Here is a 25867-nt window from a genome sequence, read left to right on the forward strand (position 1 = left end):
AGAATTATCAGAATATTAAAAAGCTCGGATGCTTGTGATGCATCCGAGCTTTTTTTATTTTCAAGAATTTGAGAATTAGAGAATTTTTCTTTCTACCTATTGGTTCTGGTGAATTTTCTTTTTATCTCGTCAGCGAGAACTTGATACTCAGGCCGAAATCCTGCGTTGTGGTAGGATAACTGCTGCTCGACAGGAGCGGGGTGTTGGTCTGACGGTCATAATAGAAACTCATGGTAAGGAGTTTGCTGAAGGTATAATCGGCAGAGAAGCTCAGTTTCAGAGCATTGTTGCCGCTGCTGGCACTGCTTACCATTGAGGCAATATCACGAACGATGGCTGCCTGCTTGCGGAAACTGAAGTCAAGACGTAGATTCAGATCATGGTTGGTACCATTCTGAACCGTCTTGGTGGTCGACGCATTCTTATTGGCTGCATTCTTGTTGCCGCCCTTCGACTTGGAACGGGAGGCCTTGGCGCCCCAACCGAAAACATCGAAGTTGTTGATGCGGTAACCCATACCGATTACCCAGTCCTTACTCAATGCCTCGTTCAGCTGCACACTCGTCATACTGAGGTTCAACACACGGGTCTGGCGATATTCTGCCTTCACCGTCATATTATTGTTGAATGTGACATCCATACCCAATAATGGCGAGAACGACTCATTGATACTTACCTGCGAAATGTTGAACATGCTGCTTGGCGACGGATTGCCCGTAGTGGCATCACTCACGAAGCCGAGACCGTTCATATACTCCTGGAAGGTGCTGTAACTGTTGTAGCTGCCTACCGCAAAGACGCTCTTGTAAGAGTGGTTGATGTTGATACTCTTGAAGTGCTCGTTGAACCAAGGCAGACGTCCCAGTCCACTATAACGGATAGTCCAGTTTGGCAACATCCGGCTCAAAGCTGGGAATACCGAGAGTGAATTGCCACCCATCGAGGTATAAGCCTTGAGGAAGGCAGGAATCATGACATCGCTGCTATACTGGTTGACCGGCGTGCGGGAAGCATCAAACTTGCCGCCAGCCAGAGCCGAACCAGCCGGATAAACAGTTCCGGCATACTGCGCCTCTACCCTATCTCTGAAACCAGCCAGCGAGTTGACAAACTTCTCGAAGGTCTTGCTGCGATAACCCGAATTGGCATTGCCCATTCCCTCGAAAGCCGACCCCAGCGAGATGGTAGTCATCTGGAAGGCTCCACTCTGGGTAGTTGGCGTTCCTTCATACATATACTGTATGCTCTTCTGCGTGGTCTTGGTACGTGTGGCTGAGAGATCAATCTTGAAATCCTTGACAGGCTCCAAGGTGGCACGCAACGTAAGATTATCCGTTCTGCTGGTAGTAGCAGGTGTTGCGATACTGTCGTTGCAGAGCAGCCAGTCGTTGTTTCTAGCCTTCTCGATATAATCGTCGCCAACCATACCGAAGGCGAAGTCAAGACCCGGTGCCATCTGTCCCACCTTCTTCTGTCCGAAGGCATCACCCACACTAGGCAAGAAGCCCGGCAGGGTGAGCTGATAGCTGCTGCGATAGTTGATGCTCACATTGCGCACCATCATTGCCAAGCGACTAGCCAACTGCAATCCCTTATACCATTTCTTATCATCAAGCGGTTCCTTAGCCAGTACGGAGAGTTTCACCTTCATGGCAGTATCTACCTTTGAGATGATTCTGATCTGGTTATTATCCACCTTTTTATATTTAAGCGGGAATACCTTGCCGTCTTCCGTCTTGGCATTCACAATCAGTCGCTTGGTATTCTTACCGTGGCGTATCTTGAATGTAGTATCAGGCAGGAGGGTGATTTCCCGTTCGAAGGCACGCTTGTTCTTAGGCAGCGCCTTCTTCGGATCAGCCGCCTGTTCCTTTGCTTCCTGCTTCTTTTTCTTTTTTTCCAGCTTCTTGCGCTGCATCTGTGCCCTACTCTGGGTACGGTCAAACTTATCGTTTACCTTCTTCAGGAAAGGCACATGGTTGTAGAGTTTCACCAGATTGAAGTTACCGTTCAATGTCAGCTCGCGCTGGGTATTGATGGTGTTTCCATACGAGTTACCCTCCTCATCCTCTGTACCGCGCTCCCAAGAATAGTTGGCATTGTAAGAGGCATCGCTGTTCACCCAGTCGAAGACAGGCAGCAGATTGAGAGGCACCTTGTAGGATGCCTGGAAATTCTGACTGTAGTCGAGCGGTGCACCCCAGTGGCGGATGCTGGTCCATACGGAATCCTTCCAGGCATGATACTGGTCGGCATAAAGATCCTTATTGACCGGTGTATATGGTTCCTCTATCTGTGCATGGGTAGCACTCTGGAAGTTCATGTGCAGGTTCTTGGTCAGATCCCAGTTGATGGAGAACTCACGGTTCCAGAGGAACTGTTCACTGAAAGTGAGCGGCAACTTGGAGTCTACTCCGGCAGCTCCACTCATCAGGGTTTCCATATCGCGCTCCTGCAACTCGTAGTAGTCGCGCGTCATCTCGGTATTGAAGGCTATGTTCTGCGGCAGCCAGTTCAGTCCGAAACGTTTCAGTATGTCGAGCCACTTGCTCTTGTTCTTCAGTCTCTTGAATGGTTCCCATGCCTTATAAACCGGGCTCCACGAATAATCCAGGGCTCCGCGCCAGTTGTCCTTGCGCTCATACATCGTCGTTTCACCCGTAGTATACTGATGCTGATGACTGTAGGTGAATGAGAAGTTGGCTGGATCGTATGGCATCGGATGGCGCTTGGTAGCGATACCCACCCGGGCATTCGAGATGGAGAAGTTGGTCTGCGTAATCTTGGTGGCAGCGATGTTCTCGATAGAATCGCGCTCATGCTTGGATCCGGCGGCATCGAGGGCATCCTTCAACTCCATATCGGTATCCAGCGGATTATACTTAGGAGTAGTCTTCTCCTTGGTAATACTATAATATAAAGGTATGCTCACCTTCGCCTTGTCAGGGAAGAACTTACCCATTTCGAGCGATGTGGTCACACTGTAAGTACCGTAATTATCGGTAGTGCGACTTGCCACGCCATCTTCCAGACCGCCGAATCCCTCGCTGATGTATCTGCCGGTGGCATTCACGCTACCCAAATCGGAGAGTTGTACGTTCAGGTTGGCATTGGCAGCCCAACCGCCCGAATTATTATGTTCCTTGAGTCGGAGTTCGTTTATCCATACCTCACCGCTCTTGATGTCGGCAGAATTGTTTCTCACACCCAGCATCATGGTCTTCACCTCGCCGAGACTCGGATTACCCACGATGGTAATCTTGTTCTGCGGATGTTCTGCATCCATCATGGAATAAGGAGCGAGATAAGAAGCCACACCCTGTGCCTTCGCCTTGTTGCGGTTTTTCTTCAATGCCGTAAAGACGCTCAGCGGCACATCGAGCATATTCTCCTCAGGCCATACCGCCTTACAGTCGGCTAGCACATAGCGGTTGTAGTTGGAGCGTGGCTCGGTGAGCTTCAGAGGGATTTCATACTCGTAGTAATTGTTCTTATAATCGCTACCCAGACGGATGAAGACTGAGAGATCACCATCCTGCAGACGGGTGGTATTCTGCTCCAGAGCATTGGCATGGGCAAACATCTGGATGCGCTTGTACTGGCGCAGATCAAGGGTAGAATTCTTGTAAACCGCCTTCGCCTCGCCTGTGCTCATATTCTTGACCACCAGACTCAACGCCTGCTCGTTAGCCTCAACCAACTGAGGCTGACTAGGATCCTGTTCGCGCTTGATACCCGGAGGCAAGACATAGTTGACCGGTGTCTTCTCGCCGTTCTCTTCCAGACTCACGCTGCTTGCGTCGAGGGTTCCGCCACTGGCTGCGCCGAGCGGCTGATCATAGGTACGCCACTTGCCCATCACGAGGTCGAAGGTACCGAAACGCAGCACGATAGGTTTCTTGAAACCGGTGAGGAACATACGCATGAAGCGGATGCTGGAGAAATCGTTGATGTTGCCCTGACGGCTCTCAAACTCATCGATAGGTATGCGGAACTGATACCAGGTAACGGTAGACTTGGTATTATCACGCCAGGTCTGGCTGTATTCACGCTTATCTACAATATGATTGTTACCCACCACGAGATCTTCCGGACGGATGCTGACACGATACTGGAAGTATTTCTCATATTCGTTGAGCGTATAATCCTGGTTGATATCCTCGACATCCGGCGTTGACTTATAAGAAGTATCATAGCTCTCAGAACGGCTGTCGCTGTCAGGCGAGTTGCCCTGAGGATTGTTGATATACTTATATCTCTGCAGGATTGGAGCACGCATCTCATCCCAGTCGGAACCGCGGAAATAGTGGTAGTCATCACGTGCCGGATCGGCAAAGATACTGTCGAACACCGCCTGGTTCACCTTGCCCTGAATCTGGTCGAGATAAGCACTCTTGTAGAATTCCTGCTCCTCGGCATCAGTCAGTCCGTTGAAACCCACATCCTGCAAGGCTCTGCTGCCACTGGTGGTAGCAAAGGCATAGGTCACAGTGCTCTGGGTAGGAATCTTACCCCACTGGGTATAGGTGTAGCTCTTGCTGCCATCTACCGGCATGCCACTCTCATAGAATTTCTTGCCATCACGCAGGATATCCTCGCTCACCTCGCCCAGGTTGATGTAGAAATCGCCACCGTAATCGGCAGCATCAGCCTCTTCGCGGGAATAGATGAACGGATCGAGCATCCAAAACTCGATGTATTCGATGTTTGCCTGCTCGAAATCGTTGGTATCCAGCTTACGCATCATTCCGCCCCAGTTGCGCTGCGGATTCTGCAGGGTTCCGTCTGCCTGCAAATCTGTTACATTGAAGTTGTATGGTCCCGGCTCACTTGGATAGTAGGCCAGATTGAGTACATTCAGGGTATTGGTAGCGCCCTGATAACTGCTCTGGTCGCGCAATGGGAAGAGCTCCTTGGTATAGACCTCGCGGACATAATGGTTACTCAACTGCTTAAGGTCGCCCTTGATATGTCCCGGAGTGAGCGAACTTCCACGGCGGGTGAACAGCGGATCGATGGTATACCAGGCTAGGCGCGAACGGTGGAAGCCGCTGCTCAGACCGGTCTTATCGCTGTAATCGTCCTTGAAATTGAGCGAAGGCACACTGGATATAAACCAGGAGGTAGGAGTAGTTACATCGATGGTAGTCTTCGTACCCTCGAAGTCATCGATATAAGATGCATTGTCCTGTGTGCCGCCTGCCTCACCGGCAATAAGCTGGGCAAATTCTCCTGTAAAGGATATCTGCGATGGCTGGGTGAGGTGCAGGAATGGTATCTTGTCAAGCACATTGGTGAGCCACTGACTCTCCTTGCGCCAGTTGAGATTGATGCCCCAAAGGGTGTTCTTCAGCGGTTCGGAGCCCAAGGATACCTTGGTGGTAAGCGCCTGTTCGGAGAGGTGCTGGATAGTACCGCTCAACTGGAAGTTCTTGGTAAAATCATACTCCCAGTTCAGTCCGAACATCGTTTTTCGGGTTTGTCCGAAATCGGTATTACTCTCCAGAGAAACGTTGACAGCCGTACCGGCATCGATGATGCTCTGGTTCAGGATGGTCACCTCGCCGGCACTGTAATCTACCGAATAGTCGGTGCCCTCTTTCAGGGTGATACCGCCTGCCGTAACGACCACCGAGCCCTGTGGCACATTGTAGGCATCGAGCGAGATGACATTGGCTGCAGAGCCCTTGAACTGTCCCACAATCTGATACTTGTTCTTTTCGGCTATCTGCTTGGCTATGGTCTTCGTACTGTCATAAAGTTCGGTAAAGGCATACTTTTCAGCCTTGTCGGCAGCCACGCCCCGCTTGACCAGATAATCACGCATATAACTGCCGAAAGGCTCTGCCTTCGGAATGAACACGCGTCCATTAGAGATGGTATAGCCTTCTACATAATCGAAATATCCATTGCTGTGTGCCTTGTTGTTGTTATCCAGACGGTCGGCGCCAAGCACACGGATGATTGGCTGCTCCTTCACCTGCTGCTCAGGGATATAACTGAGATATACACCGGTGGTATCGCTCTGGTATTTTACATCCAGGCGGAACTTCTCCTTCTCTACGGTAGAAGCCAGATAATAAACGTTCTTCATCATCAACCCCCAGTTGCCCTGTCGCGGATTGTTACTGGTATTCTTGAGCGATTTCACGAAGAGTGCCTGCTTGGTATCACTGAGATCGGATGCAAACTCACCCACCTGATAGGTAACGCCTCCCGATGTATACTCATAAGCTACGGCAAGTACCTGGTCGGTCTGCAGACTGGTTTTCAATGAGATATAACCCAATGCAGTATTGACCGTATACTCTGAAGAATTGAGCAAACGGGCACTCTCCAGCTTCTCATAATCGGCTCCGCCAACCAGTCCGCCTCCATCGAGAGTGGTTGCAGCCTGGTCGATGTCACGGGCAGCAGCATACTGTCCTGTCATCGCCGCATACTCAGTATTCGCCTGGTTAGAAGGCACCTGTCCGCTCGCCGCCCACATCGGGTTGCTCAGTTTCTGGTTCTCGCCCAGGTCGGTCAGGGCTACGATGTTTCGGGTATTGGTGGTATTGCCGGTTTTGTTGGTAACCCACACCTCCACACGGTTGATGGTGATGCCCGTGGTGAGATTAGGAAGTTTCTGCATCCAGGCATCATAATGATTTCTGAAATACTGGGAGAGGAAGAAGTGGCGGTTCTCCTCATAATCGGCTACATTCAGTTCGAAAGGAGTGAGCTGCACACCGCCCCTGGTAGATACGCTCTTCGATGCACTTTTCTTCTGCGAAGCTACCATCTGCAGCTTGAGTTTGCCAAACTGCATATCGGTTCTAACACCAAACAGACTGCTGGCGCCTTTGATGAGCGAAGAGTTGGAAGGGAAGGAGACATTGCCCGCTTCAACGAGTTTGATGATTTCATCTTCCTTGCCGTCGTACTTCAGTTTCATGTTCTGTGCATCGAAATCGAAGGTGGCATCGGTGTTGTAATTCAGGTTCATGTTCACCTTATCGCCCACCTTTCCGTTGACGTTGAGGTTGATTTTCTCATCAAAATCCATCATCGTCGTCTTTCGGTTGCGGATAGGCAACGAAGGATTGTCGATGTTTTTCTTGTTGATACCGAACTTGAGTTCGGCAGAACCCTGAGTCTTCACTCTGATGCCACCAGGACCGAAGATTTTCTCGGCAGGTCCCAAGTCGAAGTGCATATCTGAGAAATCGAACTTCTCCTTGCCTTTTGCCTGGAAGATTTCATCGTTCTGCTTGCGGAAGTAGCTGTTGCGCTGCTGCTGTTCGGTCCATGCAAGATACTCTTTCGGAGTGAGCATGATAGGAGCCGAAAGCCAGGTTGACCCCATGCGGTTGCCGATGATATAGCGGTCGATGGTATCGTTGTAGACTACCTGATATTGCAGATTATCAGGACGTTTCAGGTCGAGCGGACTCTGATAGAGGTCGCTCAGGGAGTAAGGTTGGGTGCGCTGAATCTGCCAGCGGGTATGCAGCAGCGAATCGGGAATGGTATCTTCATCGAGCTGCACGGGCTGGGCTGTGCTGGTATGGGTTTTCTTTTTATCGTCCTGAAGTTGAGGCAAAGCTATCGCATAGCCGAAGGTTGCCACCATCAGCCAAGCCAATAGAAAAGATATGAATCTTTGCTTCTGTTTCATCGACAAAAAACTCCTAACTTATTTGATTTGCTTCAATGCCAGTTTCACAACCTGTTCTACCGGGAGATCAGGCTGTGCCTTGAGGATATCTACTACTACCTTGGCAGATGGTGCCGGCGAGAAGCCGAGCATGGTGAGGGCGCTTACCGCCTCATCCTTTACGTCATTGTTCACCATCACCACATTGCCTCCGCTGGCTGGCAGTTCGTCAGCGATGCCGAGGCTCACGATTTTATCTTTCAGGTCGATGATGATTCGCTGTGCTGTCTTCAGTCCGATACCCTTCACGGTTTTCAGCACCTTGTCGTTACCAGTAGAGATGATTTCGCAGAGTTCGCGTGGCGAGAGTGAAGAGAGAATCATACGGGCTGTATTTCCGCCTACTCCTGAAACGGTGATGAGGAGGCGGTAGAGTTCACGTTCCTGTTTGGTAGCAAAGCCGAAAAGGGTGAAAGAGTCATCTCTTCCACCAGCCACCAGCACTTCGTGAACATAGAGTTTCACTTCCTGTTTGCCCTGAATGGCAGTATATGTATTGAGCGATATATTGAGTCCGTAGCCCACCCCCGCAGTCTCAACAACAGCCAGCGCAGGTGTCAGCTCTGTCAGATCGCCATGAATATATTCTATCATTTTCTTTTTCTCCTAATTAAATTAATATATTAATAACGTGCGAAGGGCGGGATTATTGTAATAGAGTTCCATAAAATTACGTCCCGACGTAGCATGTCATACGTCCCGACGCAGAGCCAGAGACGTCGGGACGCAGCAAAAGCTACGTCAGGACGTAATTCAAAGCACATCGGGAGGTATCGGAAAGGGGATGTATGATGTTTCGCAACAAAATAACGAAACTGTAAGGCTCTTGCTACAGAAACCTTACAAATCTCCGCTTATTCATACCTAAAAACTATGATTTTACTACTTTTTGCAACTTTTATGAGTTAAAATTCTATTAAAACGTCACGTATTTCAAGAAAAAGCTATACTTTTGCAACCGGAAATAGAATGAAGAGCGGAAAACATATCCGTTGGATGACTAAACCGCAAGAAATAAAAACAACAAAATAAAAGAAATAAGACAATGAAGAAATTTAGAGCAGCCGTAGTAGGATACGGCAACATCGGTAAGTTTACTGTTGAGGCACTCGAAGCAGCTCCTGACTTTGAGATTGCAGGTATTGTACGTCGCCAGGGTGCCAAGGACAAACCAGCTGAGTTGGCAAACTATGAAGTAGTAGATGACATCACCAAGTTGAAGGATGTAGATGTTGCTATCCTCGCAACCCCTACCCGCTCTTGCCCTGAGTATGCAGAGAAGATCGTTGCTCTCGGTATCAACACCGTAGACAGCTTCGATATCCACACCAGTATCCTCGACTATCGTACCAAGCAGATGGAAAACTGCAAGAAGGCTGGCAAGGTAAGCGTTATCTCTGCTGGTTGGGACCCAGGTTCTGATTCTATCGTACGTGTTCTGATGGAGAGCCTTGCTCCTAAGGGTTTGACATATACCAACTTCGGTCCTGGTATGAGTATGGGTCACTCAGTTTGTGTTCGTAGCAAGAAGGGCGTAAAGGAAGCACTCTCTGTAACCATCCCATTGGGTGAGGGTATCCACCGCCGTATGGTATACGTAGAGTTGGAAGAAGGTGCCAAGCTTGAGGATGTAACAGCCGAAATCAAGGCCGATCCATACTTTGCTCACGATGAGACCCACGTATTTGCCGTAGCATCTGTAGATGATGTAAAGGATATGGGTCATGGTGTGAACCTCGTTCGCAAGGGTGTATCAGGCAAGACCCAGAACCAGCGTTTCGAGTTCAACATGAGCATCAACAACCCAGCCCTCACCGCTCAGGTATTGGTTAACGTGGCTCGTGCTTCATTCCGTCTGCAGCCAGGTTGCTACACCATGCCAGAGATTCCAGTTATCGATATGTTGCCAGGAACCCGTGAGGAAATCGTTGCAACACTCGTATAATTGGGAGTGAAGAACGAAGAGTGAAGAGTGAAGAATTCACTTGCATCACTATAATAAAACGGCTCGCAAGAAGTTTCGAATTCTTGCGAGCCTTTTCTATTCAACTAAAACCACTTATAATAACCCTGTCATATACAATGGCAAATAAGTAATCCCCTCCTCAACTTTCAAATCAGCAGTATGCAAAACATACGGGGTTGCCAGATAGCTACCATATTTAGCGATGCACTTTTTGAGAGAAGTGAGCGTGTATCTATTAGTAGACTTCACTTCTATCGGTGAAATATTATGCTTTGACGTTATTGTATCTTTGGCTATCAGGAAATCCAGTTCCATCCTTTCCTGGGCATTCTCCTTACTATATTTGGAAAAGAAATACAGCTTATGCCCTGCCGAACGTAACATCTGAGCAACTATATTCTCAACTATCATTCCGCCATTGAACTCCAGCTTATCTATCAGAAGCTTGTTATATAAGTTTTCCGACACTATCGTATTTTCATTGAAAGCATGACTGATGAGCAACCCCGTATCAGCCATATAGCATTTCAATGTCGTATCATCGGTATTCATGCCAAGACCGATGCTTGGCTCTGTCGTATTATAGGCCATATTGACTATCATGGCATCTGACAGCCAAAAGAATGCCGTTTCATAATCTCGCATTCTCGCCCCTTCGGTGAGTGCCTTCAACATAAATTTCTTCTCATGTTTTTGAAGCTGAGAAGGAATAGTATCAAAAATCTGAGTAACTTTAAATACATAAGTTGACGCATACTTCTGGATATCATTACGATATAAAGTAAGAATTTGGCGTTTCACACGATCCACCTTATTGAAATCTCTGGTTTCTACAAATTTAGCTACAGCCTGCGGCATTCCTCCAACAATGAGATACTGTCTGAAATAGTCCATTGCCATGCGATGCATCATTTGTCCCATCTCATGCCTTTTCTGAAAGTTCATTCGTATAAGCGGCATCAGGGTTTCATTGTTCAGTGCCCACAAGAATTCCTCGAAATCCATAGGATACATCAATATTTCTTCCTCCTCAGAAGGAATCATGATATTCTCTACGTTCTTTTTGATAGAAACGAGCGAACCAGTCTCGATATAATCGTAACGACCATCTTCAACCAGATACTTGATAGCTGTACGAGCCCGGGGATACAATTGCACCTCATCAAAGATTATAACCGAATTTCTTGGATATAGAGGTGTATTGGTGAAACTGCTTAAATACATAAAGAACGTATCCAAGTCATCCAGATAGGTTTCGAACAAGGATTTTATGTCCTTTCCTATTTTATTGAAATCAAGTAAAATATAACTCTTGTATTCTTTTTGAGCGAATTCCTTTACGATATAGCTCTTTCCTACACGACGGGCACCATTGATGAGAACAGCACTTTCTCCGTTCTGTTCTTCTTTCCATTTCTTTAGCTGCTCATATACTTTTCTTCTCATAATTTACACCTATCCTAGATTAATTTTATCGGAAAAACACACCTATCCGCGATTAACATTTCTCAGTTTTTACACCTATCCGCGATTATCAGATGATGCAAATATACACATATCCGCGATTATCTCCAAGAAAAAGCCAGTTTTTTAATATCTTTTAATTTTAAGAATAAGATGATAACGATACGCAAGATCATAATATTGGTAATAGTATAAACATCATGCTTTAATTCCATAGATGCTTTGTTTTATAATCCATTGCAAGCATGTGAATTAGCTACAGAAGCCGTATCTATCGGCATGAAGAAGCAGATCTATCCAATAGTCGGCAGCCGCCAGCAAGGTTGCTGGCATATGGCAGCAACATTGTCGGCATATGGCAGCAAGATTGCTGGCAGCAGCCGGCAACCATACGAAACTATATTTAAAAGGTAAACAATATAGGTTTCTAAGACTATTTAAATAACTTATCAAAAGCTATATTATTTATGCGTCATGATATCGAGCACCATTTCATCGGTAGCTCGCATCGCATCGGCACCAATGCTAGTGAGGTTGTGGATGCACTTATCCACATCATCATCTACGATACCCTCGGCAGAGGTGACACACTTGCCTTCCATAGAAAGGAGGGCGGAAAGAAGAGCGGTGCTGACACCTGATGAAATCTTCAGGGCACAACTTGGTTTCGCTCCGTCACAAATCATACCGGTGAGATTGGCTACCATATTCTTGACAGAATTGCAGATGCGGGTATAATCGCCACCCATCAGATAGGTAATGCCGCAACTGCTGCCCGTACTGGCTACCACACAACCGCAAAGAGCTGAAAGCTTGCCTAAGCTCTGCTTGATATAGATGGCAGTCAGATGACTGAGCATCAGGGCACGAATCATTTCCTCCTCGGTATTCTCGTTCTCCAGCGCATAAACCACCACAGGATTCGTTGCACAGATACCCTGGTTGCCGCTGCCGCTGTTACTCATCACCGGAATCATGGCACCACCCATACGGGCATCACAGGCTGAAGCGGTGCGGGAGATGATATGCGAGAAAATATTATCGCCGAAGATACCATGACTCAACGGACGGTCCATCGTCTTGCCCAAACAGTGGCCATAGTTGCCTTTGATACTCAACTCGGCAGCCTTCATATTATAGTCTCTGGTCTTGAGAATGAAAGAAATCTCATCGAGCGGAGCTGTTGTTGCAAACTCGTAAACCATCGGGAAATTGAGTTGGATGTCGTCATCAGCCTCATCGCCCACAGTACCGCCACGCTTATCTAGCACCACCTCGCCATTACGCTCAACATACACAAAATGGGTATGTGAACCGGAGATAATTGCCGTAGCCCGGTCTTCACCGGCATGACAGATGATTTCGATATAGAGTTTATCCACATCACCCTGCTTCAGTTTGATGTTGATATCCGCATCCTTGATATATTGTTTGCCCTGCTCCAGACTGTCGGGAGTAAGATCTTTCAACACTTCCAGCTGATATTCAGGCTTTCCGATGAGCGCACCCAGCGATACGGCGATAGGCAAGCCGATCATACCCGTGCCAGGAATGCCGACACCCATCGCATTCTTGAGCATATTAGGACTCAGAAGAACTTCAATACGTTCAGGGCGCTTGCCCAATGTAGTAGCAGCCTTGGCTGTACATAGTGCCACAGCCATCGGTTCGGTACAGCCGATGGCAGGAACCACCTCTTTATTAACGAGCGCAATGATGCGCTCACGCTTACTTTTCTCTAACATAATCTATATAACTTTTATATAAATAACGTTCTTACCATTATTTCGGGTACAAAAATACAAAAAATAAACCGTATTTCACGATATTATCGAAAAAATACGGTTTATCTTTATATAAATGGAGCACTTTAGCCAAACTTTTCGTCTAAATATCTTTTTTCGAGAATAGTTCAGCCAACTTTGCAGCCAATTCCGTACCACGGATATTCTCAGCAATACACTTACCTGTAGTACCATCTACCAGGAAGATGGCAGGAATGAACTTTACCTTATAAGAATCAGCTATACCGGCACGGTCAAGTCCGTTAGGCCAAGAAAGTTTCTCCTCAGCAAGCGCTTTCTTCCAAGCAGTTTCATTCTTATCGATAGAAACACTTACTATTTCCAGTCCCTTTCCTTTATACAGTTCATAAAGTTTTTTGAGGTTAGGAATTTCCTTGCGGCAAGGTCCACACCATGAAGCCCAGAAATCAACCAGATAATACTTCTTTCCCTTTACACAAGAAGCCATGCTCACCTTAGAACCATCAACTTGCTGGAGTTCGAACTGAGGCAAAGTCTCACCTGTAAGTCCCTTTGGATTAATCTGCTCGTTGAGCAACTTTCCATAGAAGCTATTCTTAGCAGTTTCTGAGAACGAATTCCATTCCTTGGAGTTTTCCTTGGTGAAATAGTTCAAGGTACAAAGCATGGCGAAAGGTCCCCACCAGGAATCCTTGTTGTCTGAATACAACTTTCCATAAGAAGACTCCACCGTGTCAAAGAAATTCTTCTGTTCGGTAGCCATCTCTTTTCTCTCGTCACTATCTTCCAAAGCTTTCATCTTAGCTTTATCCTTTGCCTGGTAAGCCTTGCTCTGTTCTGCAATCAATTTTTTATGCTTATCGTTTATATCCTTATACATCTTATCAAGCATATCCCTCACTGAACCGATTTTTGTCTGATATTCATCGTTCATAGCACTGCCGGAAATCTTGACATTGCTGGTATTAAAACCAGTGGTTACCCCATCATTGATGGGTTTGGCATCGAGAGACACCTGTACTTTTTCGCCACCTTTGGTCATCAGACTAAAAGTGAAAACACCGTTTCTTGGACCGACACCGATAAAACGAGCCTCTGTAACAGGGATGGTTAAAGTAAGTTTTCCACCCTTTACCACACCTTTAGCGAGAGGTTTCTCGTTACGATGAGTAGCAGCCAGGACAGCTTCCATTTCCGTACCATCAGGCACACCATTCAAGATTGCATCAATGATACACTCGTCTGCATTCTGAGCATGAGCACTCATCACTGAGATGAGCACCAATGCCAATGAGAAAATTGTTTTTTTAAACATCATATTTGTACAATTACTAGAAAGATTTATTTTAACGTTCATTACTTCTCCACATTCTGTACGAAACTTCCGTTGCCAGGATTATCAATGGCTCCCTTAGGGAATGGGAAGGTCCAGAGATGAGAGGATGGAGCAAGACTTATCTGCTTGCCATCTATCTCTTTTGTCAGCGTGCGGGCATAGGTACCTTCAGCATTTAAGCGACGAGCATCGCCAAACGGCACGATAGAGAAGATAAGTTGATTATCCTTAGCTTGACGTATATACCGGATAGCTTCTGCCACAGAGGACGCCGATAGTGGCTGATATTTCTCTGGAAGGATATATGTCTTACGCACCTCATTGAGCACATCCATAGCATCTGTCAACTGATTCTTACGAGCCAAGCATTCAGCCTTGATAAGATACTGCTCCACGGTTCTCATACCAGCAAGATTGATATAGCCATTGGTCAACCCCTGATAATAAGTTTCTGCACCCATCGTTCTTTGTTTCCAATTGCTCAAGAAATAAGCATCTCCCTCTTCGAATCCGGCAGCACGATTTACCGGTATCTTGAATATCGCAGATGCAGAGTTGGAACTATTATCGGCATAATTGAAATTATAACAGTCCTGGCTATCAAATCCCAATGGCGTTTTCAAAGAAGGATAAACACCCTCTTGGCCTATCACACCCTTATTATCATTATAGAATCCAACCCAATCAACCAACTTATCATTAATGGCAAGAGCCTTATCAGCAAACTCCAACGCCTTTTCATAGTTCATCATCTGAAGATAGGTACGTGCCAACATAGCATAGGCAGCTCCCTTGCCCGGATGGAGGAGCGTGGTACCCATATCTGGAAGATCAGCTACCGACGTGTTCAAATCATTCAAAATGAATTCATAGATTTCCTGAATGGTGGCCTGATGATAAGGAGCATCCTGAAGACTGCTTGTAATCAGAGGCACACTCAACTTACTGGCAGCATTTGAAGGCTCGTAGGTATCAGCATAATAATTAGCGAGATTGAAATAGTTCATCGCACGCAACACTCTGGCATATGCCATCACCTCAGCCTTTTCTTTCTCAGTACCTTCTGTTGTATTAGGCACATCTTCCAATATCAGATTGCAGGTATTGATAGTGCCATAAGCCACATAATAAGTACTCTCATCTGCAGAGTTCCAATAGGCACGATCGGTTTCCTCCTCCCAATTGTAGTTAGCCTTATACATCGGATAATAACTGGCATACGAATTGGTGAGATATTCATCATTAAGCAAATAGCACGTTTGCAAAACCGGCATGCGATGAGTACCATACTCGTAACGGAGAAAAGCCTCATAGTCGGCGAGCGACTTAGGGATGCGTTTGCCCTTTGGTTCTATATTGAGATAGTTATCGCAAGAGGCAAGTCCCATAACCATGCCCAGCAACAACACCATATATACTAATTTCTGTTTCATTTTCTTCATTATTTAAAAGTTGAGATAAATGCCTAACACATAGTTGGTGGCATTATAACCACCCAGCTGGTACTTAGCCTGTTTGGTCTTTGCCCAGAAGAACGGATTCTCCACATTAGCCTGAACACGGGCACTCTGCATATAGAGCGAACGGCACAGCGACTTTGGCAAATGATAAGCCAGAGAAATGTTGTTCAGACGAATATAACTGGCATCAAGGATATTGATATCAGAATAAAAATAAGTACTATACAAAGAAGATGCTGACAAACCACTTTCGGCAAAAACAGCCTTTGGCACATTGGTATAAGCCTCATCACCTGGTTTCTGCCAACGATTAGCAAGTCCGGCACTAGCTCCCGCAATATTGGAGATATATCCTACGCTGGAATAACTGCAAGTGAGGAAAGCAGGATTGGCATTGCGCATCTTATGCCCACCCGCAAAAAGGAACTGCATACTGAAATCGAAATCCTTGTAGCTGATACTGGTTCCGAAAGATCCACTATACTTAGGAGTGGTAGTACCCATGTAAGAGATGGCATCCAATGTCGTTGGCTGATTAGTTACCTTCTCACCATTCTCGTTATACACCTGTGGCAATCCTTCTTCACTCAATCCAGCCCACTTATAGCCATAGATTGCATTATATTCGTTGCCGATAATAGGATAAGCCGAAGGGTAATCCAACTGAAGAATATAAACCGGCGCCTTTACATTTACATAAGTCACCTCATTCTTATTATAAGCATAAGTCATATTGGCTCTCCATGAGAAATCCCTGGTACGCAGAACCTCACCACTCAGGGAAATTTCTACACCACGATTGTACATCTCGCCATTGTTGATGGTATAGGTGCTGTAGCCCCAACCTTCAGTAGGTACACCCATGGAAGAAGCCAGGAGGTCGGTACCCTTCTTGTCGTAATACTCTACAGTACCATTGAGTCGGTTCTTAAAGAGCGAGAAATCTATACCTATATTAAAGGTATTGGTTTTCTCCCAGCTCAGCATCGGATTGGCACGCGACTGCACATATCCCTGTGTACCTCCCACATGCCCGTTATTATTATAGCTTGCCACCATATAAGGGGCAGAATTCTTAGATACGTTACCGGCAATACCATCAGAAACACGGAGTTTCAAATAATTGACCCAATCTGCGTGGAAGAACTTCTCCTTACTGATAATCCAACTGGCACCTACCGACCAGATAGGCTTGTTCTGGAACTTCGAACTGGTTCCCCAGAGATTAGAGCGGTCCCATCGTAAACTACCAGTCAAGCTATAACGGTCATCGTAAGTATAAGCAGCATTACCATATACCGAAACATAACGGTTTACATTTTCATAAGAAGCAGACAAATCAGTCGCGGTCATAGATTTATATCCCAGCACACCCGCTATACCTTTCAACAAACCAGCATTATTCACCATACTGGATGTTAACATCTGAGAATCATAGTTAAACAGTTTGTCTCGATGCAATTCCTGCTTGTTCTGGATGGTTTCCGTGCCCAGAATTGCAGTTACGCTGTGAACATCCTTGAAAGTCTGATCAAAACTCAACTGCTGACGGAAGTTATAAGCAGAGGTATATTGGTCTGAACGAACCAAGATATCCCCATAAGGAATCACATAATTGACAGAGCCATCACCATTATTGGTTGCATACCCGTTTACCACACCCCGAACCTGCGCAGAAGCTTTATCAGCCCAGTTTTCACCACGATATGAAGCTCGTTCGTACTGGAAGGAAGCAGCATACTTCAAACAGGGCAGAATCTGTACATTCAGACGGGCAAAAGTTCGTAAAGCCAACTCCTTATTGGTGGTAATCTGACGATCCAGCTCTGCCAAAGGAGTGATATCCATATTATAAAGACCATACTTCTGATAGATAGCCAAAGTACTTGCATCATATCTCTCACTCATCGGCTTGGTATAACAAGAGCCATCAGCATTCACTAAATTATCGTATGGCAAAACAGAATATCCAGGAGAAAGGACATTGTAGTTCTGTGTCTGATCCTCACCCACCTTTAGGTAAGCACCTAAATCCAAAGAAAGCCATTTCGTGAAATAAGAAGTATTGGCAAGGTTGATGCCTAAACTCTGATTATTGGAATACTTATCTTCGAGGGTATTATACTTATAAGTGACCGAAGCCTTGAAGAGATTATTCACCGAGTTGTTTACAATATTCATATTATACTGCTGATACAACGGATCGCGCTTAGCATACTTCTTCATCTGGTCATAGTAGTTATAACCTTTTCCAGCCAAATCAGTCAGTTTAGCATTCATTTCTGACTCAGAGATATTGCCTGCATAATAATTCAAGATATTGCAGATACCCGCGCTCGTATAGATTTTCTGATCCAACATATTCTGAGCGTATACCTTAGCTCCATTGCCTGCAAGATTCGGATTCTGCGCAGCCCACTCCTTCTCCAAGTCAATAACAAGAGAAGAATTGGCGAGATAATCTGTATAATAAGAATAAGGATGCCAGGTAAGAGAAGCATTGAAAGAGACATTGGTCTTACCCTTAGCTGCCGATTTCTTGGTAGTGATGACAATGACACCATTGGCAGCACGAGCACCATAGATGGAAGCAGCTGCAGCATCTTTAAGAACAGTAATACTCTCAATATCATCCATATTCAAATCAGGGATTTCCTCGGTAATATCACCAGTTCCATTGCCGGTCAACTTAGTTTTCTCTACTGGAAAGCCATCAATGACATAGAGAGGAGAAGCAGAGGCATTCATCGTGGTTACGCCACGAATCATGCCGTCATTATATCCGGCAACCTCGCCAGCCAGCACAGTAGAGAGATTACCCAACCTCTTGTCTTTCAGTTCATCAGCTGTTACCTTGGTAAAAGCACCGGTTGCACGCTCCTTAGAGATAGTCTGATAACCCGTTACAACCACTTCACCAAGTATGGTCTTATTTTCAGACATCACAATCTTCACATGATCCCTACCAGCCACCTTTACCTTCTGGTCATTCATACCGACATACGAAACCGTAACCTCATGACATTCTTTAGGAATATAAAACTCAAAAATACCATCCGTATTAGTCACGGTTCCATAAGGACTGCCAAGCACTACAACAGAAGCGCCAATCATAGGTTCTCCATCCTCATCGGTAATTGTTCCTGAGAGGGGGCGGATGGCAGCTCCATTATCTGTAGCTTCAGCTGCAGTTTTATGTTGCAAAACCTTCTTGACGGTAATAAACTTACCACTTACTGAGTAAGTGAAAGGTTTACCCTGTAAAATCTGCTTTACGGCAGTTGAGGCAGAAGCATTCTTCAGATGAACCGTTGTGGTATAGGGCTTTACGTCCTCTATCACAAAACTCACCTTATAATCCGACTTCTGCTGTACTTTTCTCAATGCAGAAGCCAAAGACTCATTAACGAGCGACATCGTGATGCCTCTCTTTGCATTCTGTGCTCCTACAGGTAATGCCATCCATAAAGTCAGGACAGCAAACATGAATACACATCTTACTTCTTTCATATTTCTCTCTTTTTCGTTAATACTATAATAAAAATACGTTTCTGACAGCGAATCGGTAACATCTACTTTCAAAAAATAATGAAAAAAGTTTGTTTTCTTACAAATAAAACTAAAACATCGGCATTTTCAGGAATTATAATTTCCCAGAAATGCCGATGTGACGATTCATCAAGATTTACTTAAATACCTTATTCTATATATATAGTATTTTCCTTAAAACTAACCTTTGCAACTCCCAGATTATTCAAGAGTCCTATAGCATCCTCTATACTGCCACTCTTATCTGCGGAGAAATCGAGATGCTTGGTTTTGACTGCAGGATTTCTAAATACCACCTTACTCTGATAATATGCTGCAAGATTATCCAAGATGTATTCCAAAGTCTGGTCGTGATAATAGAGCACACCATCTGCCCATGCGGTAGTTTCATCCGTATTTACATTAATTATCTGCCCAGAAACAGTCTCCTTTGCACTTAAGGAATATTGCTGTCCCGGATTCAATGTCACAGGTTTATGCTGACTGTTCTTTGCCAGGACTTCCACCTTTCCCTCAACCAAAGTCACTTTACAGTCACTACCCTGATAAGCCTTGATATTAAAAGAAGTACCCAAGTCCTTGGTCAAGACACCACCTGCATCCACCACAAAAGGACGCTTACTGTCGTGCCTTACCTTGAAGAATGCCTCTCCTTCAAGATGCACCATACGCTCTGCTCCCTTAAAGCAGTGGGGATAAGTAATCTTACTATTACTATTGAGCTTTACTTCAGTGCCATCAGCCAGTGTCAGAGTAATCATCTCACCATCTGCAGTCTGAAGCATTGTCATATCTTGTTCAGAAGATACATTTTGCGTTATCCGATTTCCGGTAGCTCCATCAATAGTCTGCCTGGAGTTCACCCACTGCCATACAAAAACTATCGCCAACATAGCAGCAGCGCCCATCAGAGCACTCATCAGCATTCTCATCATCGGATATTGATGTTTCACAGGCTCTTCGGCATCCGAATTTTCTTTGCCTACTATCTTCTCCAACTCCTTGTCAAGGTTTGGCAGAGGATATGTTTTGCGTATCATAGCCTGTTCTATGGCAACCAAGTCTTGGATGTCATTCTGTAAACTCTCATCATTAAAAATATCTGTTTGCTTCATCATATTTCTATTTCTTTACTAAAAATAATACGTTTTACCTACCAAAATGGTAACATCTCCAATTGAGATTCTTTTGATTATTTTCAAGTTTTTATTTGATGATAATGTTCTCTTAACAGTTTCAAGGCCTTTATGATATGGCGCTTGACCGTTTCCTGACAGACATTCATCTCATCTGCCACTTCCCGATATTTCTTATGGTTAAGATAACATTCTTCCAAAACATGACGAGTAGTATCCGGTAACAAATCCAACATTTCTTCTACTTGCCGCTGACGTTCTTTCTGGATATCATTATCTTCATAGCATTGATCTACAGCATGAAGATAGTAATCGGCATATTGTGCATGAACAGCTGTATGCCGAAGATAGTCTAAACACTTATTTTTCACGGTTTTAAGCAAGAAGGCTGGCAAGGTTTGCATGTCATAGGAGTCGAAATTCTCCCATACGTGAGCAAAAACGCCACTCACGATATCTCGGCTTGCCTCCTCATCTTTCAGGAGTTGCAGCGCATAATAATATAATCGACCATAATATGATTTGAAAAAATGCCCAAAAACTTCCCGCTTATTCATCTATACCTAATTCTATGTTGATTACTAGAAACAATATGCCATATATGGCGCATGATACACCATATATGGCTTTGAATATTCTTATTATTAGTCTTCCAACTGGAACAGAGGATCATCTGGAGTCAGCATGGTTGGCTTCTGGTCGAATTCCTTCAAGAGCTGCTCAGAAGCATACTTCTTGTTTACTACCAGGCGGAACATGTACTCGTTGAACCAATCGTTGGTCATGATGAAGCAACCGGCAAAACCATTGTCGGCACCCCAACTGTTCTCCACCTTCCATTTTACAGGCTTGCCATTGGCGTCGAGATCTACAGCTGTCAGCGTCATGGCATGAGTAGAACCACTATCGAAAGTAGCGATGCGGTCAGCCTTGTTCATTGGGAATGATGTATTGAAGAGGCTGGCGTAATCGAAGTTGTCGAGAGCCAGATAGCCGCGCTTTCTATCAAGCTGCTTGCCCACATCATAGCTTGAATACATCTTATGACCATCCTTCAGAGAGGCGATGGCGAGCTGGGCAATCTCCTCCATAGGCAGGTTCAGATACTTCCAGTTATGACCATCATAAGTATGGCGGTCGTACTCTACCTCGTATGTCTTGTGGTAAGGACGGCGTGGATCGTTCATCACCATCAGGAAGGTACCGTTCAGGTCCTTGCCTACGGTTTCCTCATAGAAACTCTTAGGAGTATACTTCTTCGCCTCGCCAACCTGCTTGCCGTCCTTGTCGCGGAAAGCATAGGTAAATTCCTTTACCGGTTCGCCGAGAGTAAGACTCAGCATGTGATAAACCTGACCGAGCATCTCGTTCTTGCGAGCCTGGATAGCTGCCGACTTCTTGCCCTGAGCCACCATCTTGCGGAGTTCCAGACCATACTCGCGGAGCTTGCTGCTTACGAGACGGCTCATCTTGGAAGTATTATTGCTTGAGAAGGTCTCAGGCTGGGCGCTCATTGGTACGAGACCATACTTGCTTGCCAAATCGGCAACACCACAGAAAGTACCACCATCATTGAGCGGATTCTTGAAGAAGAACTGCACCTGAGGATCCTCGATGCTCTTCTTGCCAAGGTCGATAACCCCCTGAAGCATCAGGTTAGCCTTCTCCAGCTGATCATAGAAGAAGAGGTAATCCTGAGAAAACTCCACCACTCTACCCTGCTTGTCATTGACAGCAAAGTTAGAACGGAGCACGTTAAAACCGCTGAACATCCAGCAACGGCCCGAACTCTTCTGGTTGTGAATGCTCTGCGAAGGAGTCTCGATGCTGAAATGAGTATCAACCGGGGCCTCGTTGGCATGATTCTTCACAAGGTCATCAATGTTGTTGTTGGCAATCGCATTGAAGAGTGCCTTGTTGGCTACACCTGCCTGCTGGCTTTTCTCCATCTGCTGGAGAGCAGACTGACTGATGCCGCCACCCTTGGTCTGCGCCATCAGAGACATGGAAGCCATCATCATGGCTCCCAAAAGTAATACATTTTTTCTCATCACGATAAAGGTATTTATTTGCTTATTGTTATATAACTAATTCCGGATTTCATTCCTTTTTCAGAAATTTCCTTTGCAAAAATACAAAGAATAATCGGAAAAAGCGAAAATATTGCCTCAAAAGTGCTTTATATAGGAAAAAAGCATTATCTTTGCACAAGATTTTCACGAAGAAAACATGGACAAGAACAAGTTTAGTCTATTAAATAGTATAAAATACCCGGAAGATTTGAGACGGCTGAGCATTGACCAGCTGCCACAAGTCTGCAAAGAGTTAAGAGAAGACATTATCGACGAGGTTGCCGTCAACCCCGGTCATTTTGCCTCCTCTCTTGGCGTGGTGGAAATAACCGTAGCCCTACATTATATCTACAACACCCCATACGACCGTATTGTATGGGATGTGGGACACCAGGCCTACGGACATAAGATATTAACAGGACGCCGCGAAAACTTCTGCACCAACCGCAAGTTGCACGGCATCCGTCCATTCCCTACACCTTTAGAAAGCGAATATGATACCTTCGCCTGCGGACATGCGAGCAATTCCATCTCCGCAGCACTCGGTATGGCCGTTGCCGCACGCGAAAACGGAGATACCAACAGGCACGTGGTAGCCGTCATTGGCGATGGAGCCATGAGCGGCGGACTGGCTTTCGAGGGACTGAACAACGTATCAAGTACACCTAACGACATGCTCATCATCCTGAACGACAACGATATGAGCATCGACCGGGCAGTGGGAGGTATGGAGAAATATCTCCTGAACCTCGATACCAACGAGACCTACAACCGCCTCCGTTTCAAGGCATCGCAGTGGCTGCACTCCAAAGGCTATCTCAACGAAGACCGCAAGAAGGGCATCCTGCGCCTGAACAATGCACTGAAGTCGGCACTGAGTCATCAGCAGAACATCTTCGAGGGTATGAATATCCGCTACTTCGGACCTTTCGACGGTCATGACGTGAAGGAAGTGGCGAGAGTGCTCAAACAGCTTAAGAACATGAAGGGTCCTAAGCTGCTGCACCTGCATACCACCAAGGGAAAGGGTTACGAACCAGCCGAGAAGAGTGCTACCATCTGGCACGCGCCAGGCAAATTCGATCCGGAAACGGGTGAGAGAATCATTGCCGATACCAGCAACCAGCCTCCTAAATATCAGGATGTTTTCGGAGAGACGCTGCTGGAACTGGCTCAGAAGAACCCGAAGATTGTAGGTGTGACGCCAGCCATGCCTACAGGATGCTCCATGAACATCATGATGAAGGCGATGCCAAACCGTACCTTCGATGTAGGTATTGCCGAGGGGCATGCCGTCACCTTCTCAGGAGGTATGGCGAAAGACGGACTCATCCCATTCTGCAATATCTACAGTTCGTTTGCACAGCGTGCCTACGATAACATCATCCACGACATGGCACTGCTCAACCTGCCGGTTATCATGTGTCTTGACCGTGCCGGACTGGTAGGTGAAGACGGACCAACCCATCATGGTGCCTTCGATATGGCGGCTCTCCGCCCGATTCCGCATCTCACCATCGCATCTCCGATGAACGAACATGAGTTGCGCAACCTGATGTATTCAGCGCAGTTGCCAGGTCATGGCAGCTATGTAATCCGTTATCCGAGAGGCAAGGGTGTGCTCGTAGACTGGCGCAACCCGATGGAGGAAATCAAGACCGGTACCGGCAGAAAGCTGAAAGACGGCACCGATGTAGCCGTTCTTACCATCGGTCCTATCGGAAACGATGCCGCTCAGGCTATCGCTGAGGTAGAAGCCGAAACCGGAATGAGCATCGCCCACTACGATATGCGATTCCTCAAGCCACTCGATGAAGACATTCTGAAAGAGGTGGGCGAAAAGTTCAGCCGCATCATCACCATCGAAGACGGCGTTCGTATGGGCGGTATGGGCTCTGCCGTACTGGAATGGATGAACGACCATGACTATCAGCCAAAGATGACCCGAATGGGATTGCCAGATGAGTTTGTGGAACACGGAACCGTGGCACAGCTCAGGGAAATCGTGCATCTCGATAAAGAATCAATCAAAGAAGCAATTAAGAAATGAAAATAATCATAGCTGGCGCATATGCCATAGGTACTCATCTGGCGAGACTCCTGTCACGCAGCAATGAAGAGATTACGCTCATCGATGAAAGCGAAGAGCGCCTGGCAAGCATTGGCTCCGACTGCGACCTGCTCACCATGCTGGGCAAGCCTACCAGTCTTCACATCTTACGCGATGCGGGGGTAGCAGATGCCGACCTCTTCATCGCCGTTACTCCGGTAGAAAGTACCAACATCACAGCTAGCATCCTTGCCAAGAACCTGGGTGCCAAAAGAACGGTGGCCCGCGTGGATAATCCGGAATATATGGATCAGCAGGCTCAGGAATTCTTCAAAGAATTAGGTATCAGCAAACTGATTTATCCGGAGATGCTCGCAGCCGTAGATATCAATAACGGACTGAAAATGAGTTGGGTACGTCAGCGCTGGGATGTGCACGACGGCGCACTCATCATGCTCGGCATCAAACTACGCGAAGGATGCGAGATACTGAACGAACCGCTCAAGAGCATCAGCGGTCCTAACGATCCATACCACGTGGTAGCCATCAAGCGAGGCAGCGATACCATCATCCCTGGCGGTAACGACGAACTGAAACTCTACGACCTCGCCTACTTCATGACCACCCGCAACTACATCCCATATATCCGCAAAATTGTAGGCAAGGAGCACTATGTGGATGTGAAGAACGTGATGATTATGGGTGGCGGACGCACAGCCGTAAGAGCCGTAAAGAAGATGCCGGAATATATGGAATGCAAGATTATCGAGATGAGTGAGGAGCGCTGCGAATATCTCAACGATATCCTCGATGAGAACAAGACGCTCATCATTCATGGTGACGGACGCGACATTCCGCTGCTCGTAGAAGAAGGTATCCGCAGCACGCAGGCCTTCGTGGCACTGACCGGTAACGCCGAAACCAATATCCTGGCCTGTCTTACCGCCAAGAGAATGGGTGTGCGCAAGACAGTGGCTGCCGTAGAAAACGTAGACTACGTGAGCATGGCAGAGAGTCTGGATATCGGTACCATCATCAACAAGAAGATGATTGCCGCCAGCTACATCTACCAGATGATGCTTGATGCTGACGTGATGAACGTGAGATTCCTGATGAGCGCCAACGCCGATGTGGCAGAATTCATAGCCAAAGAAGGTTCGAAGGTAACCCAGAAACCGGTGAAGGAACTCGGCATGCCTATCGGTGTAACCATCGGTGGACTGGTTCGCGGTGAAGAAGGAATGCTCGTTTCGGGTAATACACAGATAGAACCGGGCGACTCGGTAATGGTTTTCTGCCACAACATCAACATGAAGAAAATTGAGAAATACTTCATCTAAGCGTGAAGGAGATAGAGAAATACTTCATA

Annotated in this window: 13 protein-coding genes; 3 read left to right on the forward strand and 10 right to left on the reverse strand. The window is 46.3% G+C overall.

The window, feature by feature from the left end; genetic code table 11:
• Positions 1-121: 121 nt before the first annotated feature.
• Complete coding sequence (gene sprA, locus ONT18_RS09785) at positions 122-7660, reverse strand: cell surface protein SprA (protein WP_264905253.1); 7539 nt, start codon at positions 7658-7660, stop codon at positions 122-124.
• Between the two features lie 18 nt (positions 7661-7678).
• Positions 7679-8293, reverse strand: coding sequence for a Holliday junction branch migration protein RuvA (ruvA, locus tag ONT18_RS09790; RefSeq protein WP_022121046.1), 615 nt, complete (start codon positions 8291-8293; stop codon positions 7679-7681).
• Between the two features lie 451 nt (positions 8294-8744).
• On the opposite strand from ruvA, the gene ONT18_RS09795 reads away from it, so the two are divergent.
• Positions 8745-9644, forward strand: a complete 900-nt coding sequence (locus tag ONT18_RS09795) for a diaminopimelate dehydrogenase (RefSeq protein ID WP_117728532.1) — start codon at positions 8745-8747, stop codon at positions 9642-9644.
• Positions 9645-9758: 114 nt separating this feature from the next.
• Here ONT18_RS09795 and ONT18_RS09800 read toward each other — a convergent pair whose 3' ends face one another.
• The 8 genes from ONT18_RS09800 to ONT18_RS09835 form a co-directional block, all read right to left on the reverse strand.
• Positions 9759-11111, reverse strand: coding sequence for an ATP-binding protein (locus ONT18_RS09800; protein WP_264905255.1), 1353 nt, complete (start codon positions 11109-11111; stop codon positions 9759-9761).
• A gap of 479 nt (positions 11112-11590) precedes the next feature.
• Positions 11591-12874: an L-cysteine desulfidase family protein gene (locus ONT18_RS09805; protein WP_118081578.1), complete on the reverse strand. Its 1284-nt coding sequence runs from the start codon at positions 12872-12874 to the stop codon at positions 11591-11593.
• Between the two features lie 142 nt (positions 12875-13016).
• Positions 13017-14213: a TlpA family protein disulfide reductase gene (locus tag ONT18_RS09810; RefSeq protein ID WP_264905258.1), complete on the reverse strand. Its 1197-nt coding sequence runs from the start codon at positions 14211-14213 to the stop codon at positions 13017-13019.
• 38 nt (positions 14214-14251) lie between these two features.
• The gene (locus tag ONT18_RS09815; protein WP_437183721.1) at positions 14252-15673 is read right to left on the reverse strand and encodes a RagB/SusD family nutrient uptake outer membrane protein; all 1422 of its coding nucleotides are present in this window, start codon (positions 15671-15673) and stop codon (positions 14252-14254) included.
• A gap of 3 nt (positions 15674-15676) precedes the next feature.
• Positions 15677-19201: a SusC/RagA family TonB-linked outer membrane protein gene (locus ONT18_RS09820; protein ID WP_264905262.1), complete on the reverse strand. Its 3525-nt coding sequence runs from the start codon at positions 19199-19201 to the stop codon at positions 15677-15679.
• A 188-nt stretch (positions 19202-19389) separates the two neighbouring features.
• A complete protein-coding gene (locus tag ONT18_RS09825; RefSeq protein WP_119227753.1) occupies positions 19390-20358 on the reverse strand; it encodes a FecR family protein in 969 nt (322 codons plus the stop codon).
• Between the two features lie 80 nt (positions 20359-20438).
• Positions 20439-20933 carry an RNA polymerase sigma-70 factor gene (locus ONT18_RS09830; protein ID WP_006849380.1) on the reverse strand — a complete coding sequence of 165 codons (495 nt, stop codon included), beginning with the start codon at positions 20931-20933 and terminating at the stop codon, positions 20439-20441.
• Between the two features lie 87 nt (positions 20934-21020).
• Entirely contained in the window at positions 21021-22427 is a 1407-nt protein-coding gene (locus tag ONT18_RS09835) for an aminopeptidase C (protein ID WP_119228848.1), read from the reverse strand.
• Positions 22428-22605: 178 nt separating this feature from the next.
• Between ONT18_RS09835 and dxs the strand changes: the two genes are divergently transcribed.
• Complete coding sequence (gene dxs / locus ONT18_RS09840) at positions 22606-24498, forward strand: 1-deoxy-D-xylulose-5-phosphate synthase (RefSeq protein ID WP_118154798.1); 1893 nt, start codon at positions 22606-22608, stop codon at positions 24496-24498.
• A complete protein-coding gene (gene trkA / locus ONT18_RS09845; RefSeq protein WP_022121039.1) occupies positions 24495-25838 on the forward strand; it encodes a Trk system potassium transporter TrkA in 1344 nt (447 codons plus the stop codon). The genes dxs and trkA overlap by 4 nt, the downstream gene beginning before the upstream one ends.
• Positions 25839-25867 lie beyond the last annotated feature (29 nt).

The sequence above is a fragment of the Segatella copri genome (assembly GCF_026015295.1).
In the GTDB taxonomy this organism is placed as follows: domain Bacteria; phylum Bacteroidota; class Bacteroidia; order Bacteroidales; family Bacteroidaceae; genus Prevotella; species Prevotella copri_C.